At 64.0% G+C, this 15,975-nt stretch carries 16 protein-coding genes; 1 reads left to right on the top strand and 15 read right to left on the bottom strand.

Annotation, left to right across the window (positions count from 1 at the left end):
• Window positions 1–147 precede the first annotated feature (147 nt).
• From ATB98_RS06825 to ATB98_RS06850, 6 genes are all read right to left on the bottom strand, one after another.
• Window positions 148–933, bottom strand: coding sequence for a transporter substrate-binding domain-containing protein (locus ATB98_RS06825; protein WP_066870981.1), 786 nt, complete (start codon window positions 931–933; stop codon window positions 148–150).
• A 457-nt stretch (window positions 934–1,390) separates the two neighbouring features.
• On the bottom strand, window positions 1,391–2,107 hold the full coding sequence (locus ATB98_RS06830) for an ABC transporter ATP-binding protein (RefSeq protein WP_066870984.1): 717 nt from the start codon (window positions 2,105–2,107) through the stop codon (window positions 1,391–1,393).
• The gene (locus ATB98_RS06835; RefSeq protein WP_066870987.1) at window positions 2,104–3,921 is read right to left on the bottom strand and encodes a branched-chain amino acid ABC transporter ATP-binding protein/permease; all 1,818 of its coding nucleotides are present in this window, start codon (window positions 3,919–3,921) and stop codon (window positions 2,104–2,106) included. The genes ATB98_RS06830 and ATB98_RS06835 overlap by 4 nt, the downstream gene beginning before the upstream one ends.
• Complete coding sequence (locus ATB98_RS06840; RefSeq protein WP_084435344.1) at window positions 3,918–4,757, bottom strand: branched-chain amino acid ABC transporter permease; 840 nt, start codon at window positions 4,755–4,757, stop codon at window positions 3,918–3,920. The genes ATB98_RS06835 and ATB98_RS06840 overlap by 4 nt, the downstream gene beginning before the upstream one ends.
• Before the next feature lie 313 nt (window positions 4,758–5,070).
• Complete coding sequence (locus ATB98_RS06845) at window positions 5,071–6,192, bottom strand: ABC transporter substrate-binding protein (RefSeq protein WP_066870990.1); 1,122 nt, start codon at window positions 6,190–6,192, stop codon at window positions 5,071–5,073.
• Window positions 6,193–6,381: 189 nt separating this feature from the next.
• Complete coding sequence (locus tag ATB98_RS06850; RefSeq protein WP_066870993.1) at window positions 6,382–7,599, bottom strand: NAD(P)/FAD-dependent oxidoreductase; 1,218 nt, start codon at window positions 7,597–7,599, stop codon at window positions 6,382–6,384.
• A 66-nt stretch (window positions 7,600–7,665) separates the two neighbouring features.
• Here ATB98_RS06850 and ATB98_RS06855 point away from each other — a divergent pair, with 66 nt between their 5' ends.
• Window positions 7,666–8,310 carry a TetR/AcrR family transcriptional regulator gene (locus ATB98_RS06855; RefSeq protein WP_202879840.1) on the top strand — a complete coding sequence of 215 codons (645 nt, stop codon included), beginning with the start codon at window positions 7,666–7,668 and terminating at the stop codon, window positions 8,308–8,310.
• Window positions 8,311–8,324: 14 nt separating this feature from the next.
• Here ATB98_RS06855 and dmpG read toward each other — a convergent pair whose 3' ends face one another.
• Genes dmpG through ATB98_RS06900 form a run of 9 tightly spaced genes read right to left on the bottom strand, consistent with a single transcriptional unit; the run spans window position 8,325 to window position 15,974 of the window.
• Entirely contained in the window at window positions 8,325–9,341 is a 1,017-nt protein-coding gene (gene dmpG, locus ATB98_RS06860) for a 4-hydroxy-2-oxovalerate aldolase (protein ID WP_066870995.1), read from the bottom strand.
• Window position 9,342: 1 nt separating this feature from the next.
• Window positions 9,343–10,287, bottom strand: a complete 945-nt coding sequence (locus ATB98_RS06865; protein ID WP_066870997.1) for an acetaldehyde dehydrogenase (acetylating) — start codon at window positions 10,285–10,287, stop codon at window positions 9,343–9,345.
• Between the two features lie 4 nt (window positions 10,288–10,291).
• Window positions 10,292–11,077, bottom strand: coding sequence for a 2-keto-4-pentenoate hydratase (locus ATB98_RS06870; RefSeq protein WP_066871000.1), 786 nt, complete (start codon window positions 11,075–11,077; stop codon window positions 10,292–10,294).
• The gene (locus ATB98_RS06875; protein ID WP_066871003.1) at window positions 11,074–12,045 is read right to left on the bottom strand and encodes an NAD(P)H-dependent flavin oxidoreductase; all 972 of its coding nucleotides are present in this window, start codon (window positions 12,043–12,045) and stop codon (window positions 11,074–11,076) included. Before ATB98_RS06875 ends, ATB98_RS06870 begins: the two co-directional genes overlap by 4 nt.
• Window positions 12,042–12,848 (bottom strand): 3-(cis-5,6-dihydroxycyclohexa-1,3-dien-1-yl)propanoate dehydrogenase, encoded by an 807-nt coding sequence (hcaB, locus tag ATB98_RS06880; protein WP_066871006.1) that lies wholly within the window; start codon window positions 12,846–12,848, stop codon window positions 12,042–12,044. Before hcaB ends, ATB98_RS06875 begins: the two co-directional genes overlap by 4 nt.
• 7 nt (window positions 12,849–12,855) lie before the next feature.
• Entirely contained in the window at window positions 12,856–13,413 is a 558-nt protein-coding gene (locus tag ATB98_RS06885; RefSeq protein ID WP_066871009.1) for a 3-phenylpropionate/cinnamic acid dioxygenase subunit beta, read from the bottom strand.
• Between the two features lie 4 nt (window positions 13,414–13,417).
• Window positions 13,418–14,776: an aromatic ring-hydroxylating oxygenase subunit alpha gene (locus ATB98_RS06890; protein ID WP_202879841.1), complete on the bottom strand. Its 1,359-nt coding sequence runs from the start codon at window positions 14,774–14,776 to the stop codon at window positions 13,418–13,420.
• A gap of 47 nt (window positions 14,777–14,823) precedes the next feature.
• The gene (locus ATB98_RS06895) at window positions 14,824–15,144 is read right to left on the bottom strand and encodes a Rieske (2Fe-2S) protein (RefSeq protein ID WP_066871015.1); all 321 of its coding nucleotides are present in this window, start codon (window positions 15,142–15,144) and stop codon (window positions 14,824–14,826) included.
• Window positions 15,141–15,974 carry a DODA-type extradiol aromatic ring-opening family dioxygenase gene (locus ATB98_RS06900; protein WP_066871018.1) on the bottom strand — a complete coding sequence of 278 codons (834 nt, stop codon included), beginning with the start codon at window positions 15,972–15,974 and terminating at the stop codon, window positions 15,141–15,143. The genes ATB98_RS06895 and ATB98_RS06900 overlap by 4 nt, the downstream gene beginning before the upstream one ends.
• Between the last annotated feature and the right edge of the window lies 1 nt (window position 15,975).

A 15,975-nucleotide genomic window follows, 5' to 3' on the forward strand; every position in this document is an offset into this window, starting at 1 on the left:
TCCTGCCGAAATCCGTCAAAAAATCGCACCCACCGCGATGGCTTGCGGTAACGCAACACGATTTTCAGCAGCCTGTTAGGCTATTCGGTCAGCCACCGAGCTTCGTACGCTCGCTACGAGCGCGGCGAGCACGTCGCCAGCGTTCCTTTACTCGAACCACTTGGCGTGGATGGCCTTGTAGTCACCGTTCTCCATCGACTGGTGCAGCCATTGATCAACGAAAGCCTTCAGATAGGGGTCGCGCTGGAGCCAGTAGGCCTTTTCGGCAAAATTGAACGGCTGGTCGGGGTGGACCGCACAGAGAACTCCCGGATGCAGCTTCTGCTGGTAGCGGGTTTCCGAGGCGTCGGTCATCATCACGTCGGCCTTGCCGGCGGCGATCTGGTCGAAGATTTTGGTGTTGTCCTCGAACACTTCGATCCTGGCCTGTTTCAAGTTGGCACGGGCGAACTTTTCGTTCGTACCGCCCGGATTGACGATCACCGTCACTTCCGGTTTGTCGATGTCTGCCAGCGTCTCGAATTTGCCCTGGTCGGCGCAGCGGGCGATCGGCGTCTTGCCCTCCTTCATGTAGGGGATGGAAAACAGCCCCTTCTTCTGCCGATCGAAGGTGACGGAAACGCCGCCCATGGCCACATCGAACTTTCCGGCCTCGAAATCCTGCATCAGGGTCGGCCATGAAGTGGACACGACCTCGAGCTTTACGCCGAGAGCGCTTGCGAGGCTCTTGGCCTGGTCGAGGTCGAAGCCGGAGAACTCGCCCGTCGCTGGGTCCTTGAAGGTGAAAGGCTTGTAGTCGCCGGCCGAGCCGACTTTCAGCACCCCGGCGGCCATGATGGCATCGAGCCGCGACTCGGGCTGCGCCTCGCCGGCAAACGAAGCCGGAAGGCAGCCGAAAAACAGGAGTACGAAGGCAAGTATCGGACGAAACATGAACCTCTCCTTTGCTGTACCGGCATATGTCAAAGCACGCCGGGGCAGCGAGCGCAACCACGTCTTGGAGTGGGTGGACCATGAGCCGGTACAATCGGCCGCTGTCGAGAGCCGGGCGGGTGTGCCGGGCCGGTAACCGAGCAAATGTAGCGCGGTCGATCGCCATCGGCTGCGAGATTGCCCCGGCCGATCTGCAACTGTTCGGCGAGTCGATCGATCTACGCGCTCGCCGAACTAGCTGCCATAGGCATAAACCCACGTCGAAGCGCATCCGGCGAAGTGAACAGGGAATTTCCGGCAAAGGCTTTGGCGCTCGTCAACCTTGGCCGGCGCTTTCACCGATCGCAAAGCGCAAGAACCGCGCTGTCGCACCTGTTCGGTCAGAATCTACCGCCGTTGGTATTAGGCTCAAGGTAATCCGTGCATTCGTTGTCAATCGTCCATGGGATACCCGATCTCACGGTTCCAAGGATTGCCCCATATAGATTTCGGCGACCCGCGGATTGCAGGCGATATCTCGTGCCGGGCCGGACAGGATGAACTGACCGTTCTCCATCACGTAGGCGGTGTCGGCCACGGCAAGCGCCGCCCTGGCGTTCTGTTCGACCAGCAGGATCGACACACCCGCCTCTTTCAGCCTGACCGTCGTGTCGAGGATGTCGCGGACGATCAGCGGGGCAAGCCCGAGGCTGGGCTCGTCCAGCATCAGGACCCGCGGCCGGCTCATCATGGCGCGACCCATGGCCAGCATCTGCCTCTCGCCGCCCGACAGGGTCACCGCAATCTGGTTGCGGCGCTCCTTCAGGCGCGGGAAGAGATCATGAACCACGGCGAGCTGGTCGCCGTCCTCGCCGCGCCGGGTATAGCCTCCGAGGAGAAGGTTCTCCTCGACGGTCATGCTGGAGAACAATTCGCGTCGCTCGGGGATGAGGACGAGGCCCGAGCGGGCGCGACCCTCGATCTTCTCGTCCCCGATGTCCCGGCCGAAGAAGCTGATCCTGCCCTGCATCGGCAGGATTCCGGCTATGGCATTGAGCAGAGTGCTCTTGCCCGCGCCATTGGCACCGATGATCGTTGCCGTCGTTCCCCGTTCCAGGTCGAGACCCACCGAATGCACTGCCGCAACCTGCCCATAGCTGACGGAAACACCGGCAATGCTGAGTGCGAGTGTCATTCGCCACCTCCCAGATACGCAGCCAGAACCGCGGGATTGCTGCGGACTTCCGCCGGCGTGCCGTCGGCGATCCGAACGCCGAAGTTCAGCACGACGAGATGATCCGTCAGCTCCATCACGAAGCCCATGTCATGCTCGACGATCAGAATTGTCATGCCGCCGGCCGCGAGTTCCCGGAGCAGCGTCAGCAACGCCCGCTTCTCATGGTGGCGCAGCCCCGCAGCAGGCTCGTCCAGCAAAAGCAGCACGGGGTCCATGCAGAGCGCGCGTGCGATCTCGACGATGCGCATCTGGCCGAGCGCCAATGTGCCGGTCTCCACCCATGCCTTGTCCGCCAGCCCCACACGCTGAAGCGCGGCCATCGCTTCGGCACGGATGCGCGCCTCTTCGTGCCGGTCCAGGCGCAGCATGCCGGAACACACGCCCTTGCGGCTACGCAGATGCGCACCGACCGCGACATTGTCGAGCACGTTCATGTCAGGGACCAGCTTCACATGCTGGAAGCTGCGGGCAACTCTCTTGCCGGCAACTTCTCGCGGCGTAATGCCGGTCACATCCCCGCCCAGGAAGAACACCTTTCCGGCTGTCGGCCGGACATGCCCGGTCGTCAGGTTGAAGGTCGTGCTCTTGCCTGCGCCGTTGGGGCCGATCAGTCCGGTGATGGCGCCGGCGCGGATCGTGAAATCCACGTTGTTTACCGCAATCAGACCACCATACCGGCGCTCCAGCCCCTTGACCCGCAGCAGATCGGCACCGGCCGGTGGCATCGGCTGACGCTCCAATCCGACATCGGCGATATCGGGGTGAGACTTGACCGTGCGGAACGGCATGCGGCGGACGACGGCCCCCCAGACCCCTTGCGGCATCTTCATGAGGAGCAGGACGAGGATCGCGCCGAAGACGATGATCGTCGCATTGCCTGCGGCAGGCGAGAGAAACGGCAGGAGATCCTGCAGGTAATTCCTCAGGACCACCACGAGCCCTGCTCCGAAGATCGCACCGAAGACATTGCCCGCGCCGCCGATCACAGCCATCAGCAGATACTCGATCCCGGCGTTCAGGCCGAACGGCGACGCCGACACCGACCGCGTGAACATTGCCATGAGCCAGCCTGCCGTGCCGGCCAGCACGCCGGCATAGACAAAGACGAACAGCTTGAGCTGCTGTGTATTGGCACCGAAGGATTCGACCGCCGTGCGTCCCGCGCGAAGGCTCCTGATTATTCTGCCGACACGGCTGTCGAACAGATTGAGCGTCAGCACGACCACCACCGCCACGATCAGCCAGATGACGGGATAGAACATTCGCGGGTCCTCGAGGCTGTAGCTCCCGATCCATGGGGCGGGAATTCCGCTGAGACCGCCATAGCCGCCCAGGAATTCGGACGCGCCGAACAGATAATACAGGGAAAGCGCCCAGGCGATGGTGCCGAGGGGAAGGAAGTGACCCGACAGGCGGATCGTGAACAGGCCGATCGCTGCCGACGCCGCCCCCGTCGCGAGGATGGCGGCAGGCAGGCAAAGCCATGGACTCCAGCCGAATTTCAGACAGAGGACCGCCGTCGTGTAGGCGCCGATCCCCATCAGCGCCGCTTGCCCGAACGATGTCATTCCGCCGACGCCGGTCAGTACCACGAGGCCGATCGACACCAGAGAGGCGATCCCGATCGCGGAAGCCATCATGACCACCGTGCCGGAAGGCGATATCAACGGCACGATCAGGGCCAGAAGGGCAAATGCGATCAGTGACACGCGGAAGTGGATCGTGAGCCTTTGTGTGGCGGGGTGGGTGCTCTTGGTCGTGGCGATGGTCATTCTTCGTGCTCCTGATGCGCGGTAAACGACCGCAGGAGCAGCGCGGGCAAGATCAACGCGTAGGTGATCGCATCCTTGAACTGGCTCCAGTGAAACGAGGTGGCGGCTTCGATCAGCCCGAGAAACAAGGCGGAAACCATCGCCAGCGGATAGCTGACGAGCCCACCCAGGACGGCAACGACGAAGCCCTTGAGGGCAATGATGAAGCCGGTGTCGTAGAAGATGGTTGTCATCGACGCGATGAGCACGCCACAGACCGACGCGACCACACCCGAGATGCAGAATGCGGTCGTGCCGGAGACCTCTGTCGGAATGCCGACCAGCTTCGCCCCCAGCCGGTTGACGGCCGTTGCGCGCAGGACCATGCCGAGATAGCTGCGCCCGAAGAACACATGCATCGCGACGAGGACAACGATGCTGAAGGCGAGCACGCCGATCTGTTGTCCGGTGAAGGCCACGCCGGCAATACTGACCCGCCCAGAGAACAATGCCGCGCCACGCGCGCCTTCCGGACCGAAGGCAAGAAGCGCGACGCCCATCAGGACGAGATGCGTGCCGACCGCCGCAATCAGCAGCACGAGGATTGACGCATTTCCCAACGGCTCGAACACGAGCCGGTAGATCTGCCCGGCGAGCGGTATGACGAGCATCGCGGCAAGGACGGCATCGACCCAGGCCGGCAATACGACTGGCGACAGGAACCAGATCGCAGCACTCACCACCGCCGGAAAGCCCAGTCCGCCGAGCAGAAGCCGGTACTGCTCCTGCCGCCTCATGCGCCCGTGGGATCGGCGCCAGGCGAGCAAGGTGGTCGTCACCGCAAGGGCGAGAAACAAGCAGGCGATCGGTTGGCTCGCATATGCGCTGCAAGGCGATATAGGTCAGCGCAGCGAAAGCGATGAACTCGCCCATGAAGACCATGATGACGCGGGTCAGGGTGAAAACCATGACCATGGCCACGCCGATCAGGGCATAGATGGCACCGTTGATCAGGCCATCCTTGGCCAGAAGAAGCGCTATAGTTGCGTCCATAAGGAGTCCGTCCGGGCTGTTGTTGCTTCGCGGGAAGTGCGGGTGGCGTTCAGGGGAGCGACCGTGCATTCCGGGATCCCGCCCCGGCGTTTGCCCGGACGGGATATCGGATTGGAGCTAGTCGCGGATCGCCCAGGTTCCGTTGTCGACGACGGACATGATCCAGTTCTCCGGGCCATTGCTCATCTGCTGGCGGCCGTCATTGCGCAGCATGCCATGCAGGCCGGGAACCTCGACACGTTTCAGCGCATCGCGAAGCGCGGACCTAAATTCGGGCGAACCCGGCTCGGCGGTCGCGGGAACCTTCTCCGCGGCTGCCAGAACCAGCAAGGCAGCGTCGTAGAAGTAAGCGCCGAAGGGCGAGACGCTGCCCGGCCCGTGTTCGGCTTCGTAGCGCGCGATGTAATCGATGACGATGGGGCGGGATGGATTTCCGTCCGGAAGCAGCTCGCCCACCATGATCGGCCCGACCGGAAGGATGGTGCCATCGGCGGCGTCGCCGGCGATCTTGAGGAAGGCCCCATTGGCGGAGCCATGCGTGTGGTAGATCTGACCCTGATAGCCGCGCTCGGCAAGCGCGAGATTCGGACCGGCCGAAGGCGCGCCGGAAGAGACCACGAGGATCGCCTCGGGATTTGCCGCCGACAGACGCAGCACCTGCGAGCTGACCGAGGTATCGGTCCGCGCGAAGCGCTCGACCGGCTCGAGGGTGATGCCCTTGTCCGTCAGCATCGGCCCGATGGCCTTGATCCAGAGATCGCCATAGGCATCATTGAAGCCGATGAGGCCGACCGTCTTGAAGCCTCGCTTGGCGATGTCCTCGGCGATGGCGCCGGCCATGAGTGACACGGGTTGCGGGACGACGAAGGTCCAGTCGCTCTGCTTGCCTTGCGGTACAAACGGCGACAGGGTCAGAAACGGTGTCTGCGTTTCCCCGATCGCGGCTGCGACGGGCGTGCCGCTGCCCCCGATCAGCACGTCGGCCGCCTGTTCGTTGACGCATTTGCGGGCGTTCTGCGTTGCCGCGCCCGGATCGGACGCATCGTCGAACACCGTGTAGCGCACGGTCTTGCCGGCCGCTTCCGTCGGCAGCAGCTTGACCGAATTCTGCTGAGGCGTGCCAAGCGCCGAGGTCGGCCCGGTCGCCGACAGGGAAATGCACACCGACACGTCCGCAAGAGCGGCAGGCGCAGCGGCCGCCAGGAATGTCGTTGCAAAAAGAATGGTCTTCAAGCTCATGAAATCCTCCCGTTGAGCTGATACGTCCGCGAACGGCCGCGTGCGCATGCAATTCACAATTCACCCGGTTCTGCGGCGCTCCTCCCTCGCGCCATTGCCCAAACCCTCGTCGCCCTCGCCGTCAATACGAATGAGTACTGTCCGATCCGAAAAAATAGGGGCTTGCCCGTTTGCCTCGGCCCCCATGCACTAGCCGACCGTCACCGCCTCGCGTTGGTCCACCGCGCAATGCGACAGCATCACGCCGGGATTTCCCACTCGCACCGGGTCCAGAGGACGATCGGCCGAAAGGACGCGGCGCGCTTCCGAAATCTCCCGCGGGTTGTTGATCGCGATGCAGCCGATCATCCGGTCGCCCTGCATGAAGATGCGGCTGGTCCGCCCACCCGGACCCGGCCGGTCGATCTGGACGGCATTGTCGGGGCACTGCCCGAGCATATGGATCTTGTCCTTGCCCTGCGTGGTCCAGAACCAGTCTGGTTCAGGCGGCATGTCCGGCAGGCGGAGCACCGCGCGAACTGCCCTTTCCGCCGACCGGTTGGCATTCTGCCAGCTTTCCAGCCGGATGCATCTGCCGTCCGCGAGCACCGTCGTGGCGCAATCGCCGATCGCAAAGACGTTCTCGTCATCGGTCCGCCCGAACCCGTCCACCAGCACGCCGCTGGCGCATCGCAGTCCGGCTGCCCGAGCCAGGTCGTCATTCGCATCCATGCCGATCGCTTCGATCAGCAGGTCCGGGCTTAGCTGGCGGTCGGCAATGGTGATCGTGCCGTCTTCATTGAAGGACGGCCTGGCATTCAGGTGTACGCGGACCCCGGCCGCCTGCTGCATTTCCTCAAGCCGGCGGGAGAGCCAATCCGGTGCAACCCGCCCGCACAGTCGCGGCCCCATCTCGACCAGGTCGACGGAAGCGCCAAGTCCACGGGTCGTCATCGCGGCTTCCGTGCCCAGCCAGCCGCCTCCGACGACCGCAACGGTCGCCGCCTCGCGGACGACCTCTCGCAACCGGTCGGCGTCGGCCTTGGTGCGGATCGACAATGACCGGCCGGCAAACGCCGCGGGTAACGGCAGTCGGCGCGCGCGCCCGCCTGTCGCCAGGATGAGCACGTCGAAGGAATAGCTTCCGGACTCGATTTCAACGCGGCGCGCGACACGATCGATGCGACGAACGGGGCTCGTCACGCGCAAGGTTATGTCCCTTGCTTCCGCCAGTTCGGGCGGCAGAAGCACGAGTTGCTCGAACGCCGTCAGCCCGAGCGCATAGGCCTTGGACAGTTCGGGCCGTTCATAGGGCGGCAGTCCTTCATCGCCGAAAAGAAAAACCTGGCCATCGAAGCCCAGCTCCCTCAATTTCAACGCCGAGGCAGCGCCTGCCTGCCCTGCACCGACGATCGCAATTTTCCGCATGACAAAGCCCTCTTCAACTCAGGCACACAGTGCTCTAGAGTATGGAAAACATATGCGGAGACCGAATTGGCTGACACGAACGACGCCCCCACGAAGACCACGCGCCGCCCGACGCAACGCTACAAAGACGACCCGCTGAACGAAAAGGACTGGGTCGAAGCCGCCCTGCAGGTCCTCGTCGACGAAAATGTGCGCGGCATCAAGATCGACACGCTGAGCGCCAAGCTCGGCGTGACGAAGGGCAGCTTCTACTGGCATTTCAAGACCCGCAGCCAGCTTCTCGGCGCCATGCTGGCGCACTGGCGAAAACAGATGACCCTGAATGTCATTCGCAGCATTTCCATTGCCGGCTCGGACCCCCGCGAAAGACTGTCCGCGCTCTTCGCGCTGCCGCGCCGCAGGAACTCGCCTGCCTTTGCGCGGATCGAGACCTCGATCCGGGACTGGGGCCGGCGTGTCGACATGCCGCGGGCCGCGGTCGGCGAGGTCGACGAGATCCGGTTCGACTACATTACCAAGCTCTTTCGCGACATGGGGTATCCGCAGGCCGAAGCCCGCCGGCGGGCCTATCTGGCCTATTGCCTGATCATGGGTGATTCCGTTCTGCACGGCTCGCTCGACGCCATGTCGCGCGAGGAGTTTCCTGCCTATGCCATCAGGCTGATCGCCTCCGACATGTGCAAAAAGGAACAGGAACCGACGGAAGGGTGATGGAAGCGTCACCATTAGGCCCGGTCCCGTTCGCGCGCCATGTCGAGCGCCACGTCGACGATCATGTCTTCCTGCCCGCCGACCATGCCCCGGCGTCCGAGTTCCACCAGAATGGCACGCGTGTCGACGCCATAGAGATCCGAGGCCTTTTCCGCATGGCGCAGGAAGCTGGAATAGACGCCGGCATAGCCGAGCGTCAGCGTCTCGCGATCGACCCGGACCGGGCGGTCCTGCAGCGGGCGAATGAGTTCCTCGGCCGCATCCTGCAGCTTGAAGAGATCGCACCGGTGTTGCCAGCCATAGAGGTTGGCCACGGCGACGAAGGCCTCGATCGGGGTATTGCCCGCCCCCGCGCCCATTCCGGCGAGAGACGCATCAACGCGGAAGGCGCCGCGTTCGACCGCCGTCACCGAATTCGCAACCGACAGCGACAGGTTTTCATGCATGTGGGCGCCGATCTGAAATCCGGCGCCGAGGACCCCACGATAGGCGTCTATCCGGGCCGCGACATCGGTCATGACCAGTCGTCCGCCGGAATCGGTGCAGTACACGCAATCGGCGCCGTAGTCCGCCATGAGCCTCGCCTGTCTGGCCAGGGCCTCGGGCGCTGACATATGCGCCATCATCAGGAAGCCCGAGACGTCCAGCCCCATCTCCTTGGCCGCGGCGATATGCTGGGCGGCCACGTCCGCCTCGGTGCAATGGGTGGCAATGCGCACCGACTGAACGCCCAGATCGCGCGCGCGCCTGAGATCGTGGATCGTACCGATGCCCGGGAGCAGCAGCGTGGTCAGCTTCGCCCGCCGGCAGACCTTGGCCGCCTCGGAAATCCAGTCCCAGTCGGTATGCTTGCCGAAGCCGTAGTTGAAGGCCGAGCCGGCAATGCCGTCGCCATGAGCGACCTCGATCGCATCGACGCCCGCCTCGTCCAGCGCCTCGGCGATGGCACGGACATGGCCGAGGTCATATTGATGCCGCATGGCATGCATGCCGTCGCGCAGCGTCACGTCCTGAATGTAGATTTGCGTCATCTCAGGCCGCCTTTCCGATCCAGTTGCGTTGCGTCACCAACTGCTCGGCGGTCTTCAACGCTGCCGAGGTCATGATGTCGAGGTTGCCGGCATAGGCCGGCAGGTAATGGGCGGCGCCCTCGACCTCGAGGAAGACGGTGACCTTGAGGCCGGTAAAGCTGCCATTCATTTCCGGGATCGTGAGCGGCTGGTTGGAGCCGATATGCTCGAACTGGACCTGCTGCTTCAGGCGATAACCGGGCACGTAGGATTGGACTTCGGCCACCATGCTCTCGACCGAGGCACGGATAGCCTCCTGGTCCGCCGCCTCGCAGAGACAATAGACGGTGTCGCGCATGATCATCGGCGGCTCGGCCGGGTTCAGGATGATGATCGCCTTGCCACGCCGCGCACCGCCGACCCGTTCGATGGCGAGCGCCGTGGTCTCGGTGAATTCGTCGATATTCGCGCGCGTTCCCGGCCCTGCCGATTTCGAGGCGATCGAAGCGACGATCTCGCCATAGATCACCGGCGAGACCCGGTTGACGGCGGCGACAATCGGGATGGTCGCCTGCCCGCCGCAGGTTACCATGTTCACGTTCGTCGCAGCGAGGTCGCCGGTCAGATTCACTGCCGGCACGACGAAGGGGCCGATCGCGGCCGGGGTCAGGTCGATGACCTGCTTGCCGTCCCGCTGCAGGATCTCATTGTTCCGCTTGTGCGCGCCCGCCGACGTGGCGTCGAAAACAATGCGGATGTCGTCGTAGTCCGGCAGGCGCGTCAGGCCTTCGATGCCCTCATGCGTGACGGGCACGCCAAGACGCGCGGCGCGCGCAAGGCCGTCCGAAGCGGCATCGATGCCCACCATCGCGCCCATTTCCAGAACGTCCGACAGTCGCATGATCTTGATCATCAGGTCGGTTCCGATGTTGCCGGAGCCGATGATTGCTGCCTTGATCTTCGTCATCTCTTCAGCCCCCGAACCTGATGGCGGTTTCGCCGAAACCCTCGATCCGCGCGACGAATTCGGCGCCGGGTGTCGCCGCAACCATCGGGCCGAGCGCGCCCGACAGGATCACGTCGCCTTCGTCGAGCGGTCGCCCGGCTGCCGCCATCACTCTCGCAAGCCACAGAAGCGCATTGAGCGGAGAGCCCAGGCACAGCCGGCCCTTGCCTTGAGAGAGGAGTTCGTCACCGCGGTGCATTTCCATCCGGCAGTCCAGGAGGTCGGCCTCGGTCAGGCGCCGTGCCGAAGGACCGAGCGTGAAGAAGGCCGAGGACCCGTTGTCGGCGACCGTGTCGACAAAGCGGATGTCCCAGTTTTCAATTCGCGAGCCGACGATCTCGATCGCCGGCACCACGTATTCGACGGCCCGCATGACCTCGGCCATGGTGCAATCGGCATCCTGCAGCGGACGCGAGAGGACGAAGGCGAGTTCCGCCTCGGCCTTCCATTGCGCCGCGGCGTTCCATGGGAGCTCCGCGCCGTGCGGCAGGTCCATGTCCGCGAACAGCATGCCGTAGTCCGGCTGATCGACGCCCAGCTGCTTCTGCACCGCGGGATTGGTGAGGCCGATCTTCCGGCCGACCAGCCGCCCGCCGCCGGCGAGCCGCATGCGGGCATTCGCGTCCTGGATCGCATAGGCTTCGGCGGCCGTCGTCACCCGGTCCCGAACCGGTGCTATCACGATCGAGTTTGCCTCGGCCTCGCGCAGATCCTGCGCGATCTTTTCGATATCGGTGTTTGCGAGCGTCATGCGATCTTCTCCAAATGCGGTGCCGGTCTCGCGGCCAATCTTGCCTTGGCCGCGTCATATTCGAGGGCCAGCCGGTCGACAATCGTCGCAACCGGCTCCACCTTGCGGATCTGACCGACGCCCTGCCCCGCGCTCCAGACGGTCTTCCACGCCTTGGCCCCCGAATGCATGTCGCCGGAAAAATCGATCCTGGCCTCAGCCTTGAGATCTGCCTCGGAGAAACCCGAGGCCGTGAGCGAGGCGCGCATCCAGTTGCCCAGCGCTCCGGTGATCGCACGCGAGGGCACGATGTCCTCGAGCGTGCTCGCCACCGCCATCTGCCTGTACGCATCCGGGATCAACGTCTCGCTCGCACCGAGGAAACGGGTGCCGACATAGGCGATATCCGCGCCGAGGGCCTCGATCGCCAGGATGCCGGCGCCGGTCGAGATGCCCCCGCCGACCGCGACCGGTCCGTCGAAGAAGCTCCTGACCTCGTCAAGGAAGGGCGCCATGGCATAGGAGCCGGTATGCCCGCCGGCACCCGCACAGACCAGCACCAGTCCGTCCGCCCCCTTGTCGATGGCCTTGCGGGCATAGGTGGGGCTGTTCACATCCGCCAGCACCTGCCCGCCATAGGCATGGACGGCATCGGTCACCCGGTGCGGCCCGCCAAGCGCGGTGATCACGATCTCGGGCTTGAATTCCTCGACCAGCGCGATCTCTTCCTCGAACCGGCCATAGCTGTTGTGGGTGATCATGTTGAAGGCGAACGGCAGCTTCTCCGGTCCGAGTGCGGCCTGGATTGTCTCGAACCATTGCCGCAGATCCGCGATGGTCCGGCCGTTCGGCCCCGGAAAGGCGCCGACGACACCCGCCTTCGCCGCGGCAATCACCAGGTCCGGCCCCGACACCAGGAACATGGGTGCGGCGATAACAGGCAGGCGCAGGCGCTGCTTCAGCGCGCCAATCTTTTCCCTCGGTGTCATGCTTGCTCCCTGTTTTTGCGGCGCCCGCCGCGCACTTCGATCCCGCCATCGGATCGGATGATCTCCGATGTGACGAAACCGCTTTCGCTGCGCAGCGCCAAGGTTACGTAGAGACCCGCATGGTCCCGTGGCTCCGACAGGAAGCCGAGGGGGACATTGCGCGCGACCATCGCGTCAAAACCCTCGATTTCTGCGAGCGAGCGCCCATCGCCATCCGCTCCGCGCAGTCCCGTCCGCGTGCCGCCCGGAGCGACCGCATTCACACGGATTTCCGGCGCGAGCTCATAGGCGAGTTGCCGCACGGTCCCGACAAGCGCGTGTTTCGAGCTGACATAAAGCGTGCCGCCGCCGCCGGCATAGAAGGATGACGAAGACAGCGTGAAGACGATCGAGCCCCTCGACGCGCGGAGCGGCTCCAGCCCGGCACGGGCAGCAAGAAGATAGCCCTGGACATTGACCTCGAAGATCTCGCGCCAGCGTTCTGCCAGCGTTTCGCCCGGGATCGACTCGAAGCGGTCAGAGAAATCGTAGACGCCGGCATTGGGAATCAAGGTGTCGAGCCTGCCCCAGCGCTCCGTCGTCGCCTCGACCGCTGCCAGATTGTCCGCCCAGTTCCGCACGTCGCCGATGATCGGGAGAACGTGGTCGCCATGCTGCGTGGTCAGTGAACGGACATCCGTTTCGCTTCGGACCAGCACACCGACCCGCGCCCCTTCCGCGACGAAGCGGTCGACCACCGCCCGGCCGATGCCTTTTCCGCCGCCTGTGACGATCGCGACATGTCCTTGTAGTCGACCCGTCATTTCAACCTCAGAAGAACGTATTGAGATTCTTGGAAAGGAGGATGTTCTGAACGATGAAGATCCTCCGGCGCACCAGTTTCAGTCGGCCGTCGCTGCGCCTCAGCACATCTTCCCGGCGACCGTGGACAATGTCCTGATCGGCCTCATTGCGATTTCGCACATTGGTGAAGGCGGAAAACACGGCGTAGACACCGTCGTCGTCGGTGGCATGAACCTCGATGTTCGAAATCAGATGTGCATGCCGCGTCGCCGGGTTGTCGGCCCAGGCAGACGGTTCGTTGTACCGCCGCACCCGCACCGACAGCTCGTGCCAGCTGTCATCGAAGTAGGCGGATTCGCCATGCCGGAAGGTTCCGCGCGGATCGTCCCGGCGGCGCGTATCCATGTCCGGCATCCAGTAGCGGATGTCCGGCGCAATCATGGTGTCGATCCACTCCTGATAGCGCTCGGCATCCAGGAGCCGCGCCTCCAGATGAAGCCATCGCGTGACTTCCCGCTCGGTTTCGACGTCGACCGGACGATCGAGGTCCCCGAACGGCCTTGCAATGTTCAACAGATCCGGCATCGTGCTATTCCGCGGCTTGCGCTCGACGGACGGGGGGTGCCGTCTCGCCGTTCTGCAGGTCCGTCCAGTTGTCGTATTTCATGAATTCGGCCCACCGCGTGTAGAACAGGCGCTGGTTGGCGTCGTTGAGCGATCCCCGGTGCACGTGGCCGGGCATCTCGCTTGCAGCGTCTTCCGTTCCGAGGCCGAGCGCGTAGTGCAGCGGCTGGTGCCGGGTCACGAAGCCCTCGTTGACCCGCGTCGCATATTCCCAGTTCTCGCCGTCATCCATTTCGAACACGCCGCCGGGCGAGAAGGTCATCATCGTGCCCTTGCGGTAGAGTTCCTTGATATGCTCCGGCGCGTTCTTGTTGACGAGCGTCCAGGCCACCAGCTCGATCTTGCCCGGTCCGCGCGGGTGCCAGACGCGGAAGGTGTTCTGGCCCGGCAGGAAGGAAAAATTCGGAAACACGGTGCAGGAAGAGATGGCGCCGATGGCGCGGGCGCGGATATCGCCGAGGCGGTCCCTCGCCTTTTCGGAAAGGTCGAAGACGTAATCGACCAGTTCCGGATAGCCGAGCGTCCGGGTATTGCCGACCTTGTCGAGGTTGGATTCGATGCCGTGGCCGTAGACCGATGCCTGGAATGCCAGCTCGTCGTAGCGCTTGCCGAGATCGACCGCGCCGCCGAGAATGGCCTGCGCGCCGGACTGATGCGTCCAGAAGGCATGGAGAATGTCGCCGACGAAATTCTCGGCGGGGAATTTCCAGTTGCAATCGATGATCGACCGGATGGCGCCACCGACGAATTCGGTGCCCCCCTCGTCATTGTCGAGCATGATGTCGAGATACCAGGTGAAGGGTCCGAAAAAGTCCTCGAGCGACGGCGCCTGCGGATCGAAAGTGGCGAAGATCAGCCCCTTGTAGCTGTCGATCTGGGCAACCGGCGTGAGCCCGATCTGTGCCTTTTCGAAGGTTTCATCGGTTTCATAGACCTTGCCGTCGGTGCCGCGCAGCGCGCCGTCGATGCCGAAGGACCAGCCGTGATAGTTGCAGATGAAACCGCGCGCCCTGGTTCCCGCGTCGACCATGCAGACCCTGTTGCCGCGATGCGGACAGGAATTGAGGAAGGCCTTCACCGTCTTGTCCCGCTGCCGCACGACGATCACGTCATCCTCGCCCATCGAGGTGCGCAGGAAGTCGCCGGGATTGGGAATCTGGCTCTCATGCGCCAGGAACAGCCAGGCGCGGGCAAAGATCTGCTGCAGTTCCGCCTGGTATATTGCCTTGTCGACGAAGACTCGGCGGTCGACCTGGGCCTTGTCGCGGTCGACGAGACGGGCAAAGTCCGGGTAGCTCGACGCCCGTGGATAGACCGGTCTCATGTCGGGGCGGCTCCTTGCAGCCCCGTTGCATCCGCCGTCACACATGTTCAGGCCTCCACTGCCAATGTTGCGAACACTTTTCCGTCTCGATCCTCGCAGCGGAAGAAAGAGAGGTTGGGACAACCCACCGGCCTGTTGTGAACCTCGCCCGAGCCGAGTTCGAACTCTGCGAAATGAACGCCGCAGACGACGCGTCCGTCCTCGATCCAGCCCTCGGCAAGCGACTCGTCGGCGTGAGGGCATCGATCCGGGAAGACATAGAGCGCGCCGTTATGGCGGGCGATTGCCACGGCGGGAAAGCCGGGTGCCGTCACCCGAGTGATCTCGCCGTCGCGAATGGCGCCGCTGTCGCACAGTTCGATCATCATGCGGCGACCTCCAGCTCGGCAAAGCCCATGCCGGTGACCCAGCCGGGTACCGGCTCGTATGCGATCAGGCGTCCGCCTGCGGCCCGGGTCGCGGCCATCGCGCAGGCATAGGTGCGGATTTCCATCGCGCCGTTGCCGCCATCGCGCAGGATTTCCTCATCGGTCAGCGCCAGCATGGCTGCCTTGTCGCCGCGGGTGACGATATCGAGCACCTTGCGGTCGAAATCCGGGTTCACCTCACCCATCCGCTCATCGCCGACATGGTGCGAGATGCCGCCGGACCCGATCACCACGATCCGTTCGTCCGACGGGAACGACGCAACCGCCGCAGCGATATGTTCACCGAGGTCCCAGGCGCGCTTCATCGGCAGGTAGGGTTCGACGCCGCAGGCCAGCATGACGGCAACGATCGGGAGATCGCCGCCCGCAGGCTCGACCATGAGATGGTGCGGGACGGCGACGGAATGATCGACACTCAGCGCGCGCCCGACCGTCCAGTCGAAGCCGGTCTCGGTCCCGACCTTGGCGATGTGGCTGCCGAGCGCGGCATGGCTCTTCAGCGGCCTTCGCTTCAGGCCGGGCAGCTGGTCCACCGGGCCGTCGATCTCGCCGGTCGAGATGACGTAGGGCGGCAGGCACTCAGTACCGAAGAGTATGTAGTGGTCACAGCCGATGACGATTGCGGCGTCCGCCTCGAGCTCCGCGATGCGGCGCGCCGTTTGCGCATAGGCGTCGTAGCAGAGCTTCGACTGCTCTTCGGTTGCGCCCTTGGGATTGAAATACATGACCGGGTTATGCGGGGCGACGAAGCCCCCGACGATGCGGGCCATA

Source organism: Sinorhizobium saheli (assembly GCF_001651875.1).
Taxonomy (GTDB): Bacteria; Pseudomonadota; Alphaproteobacteria; order Rhizobiales; family Rhizobiaceae; genus Sinorhizobium; species Sinorhizobium saheli.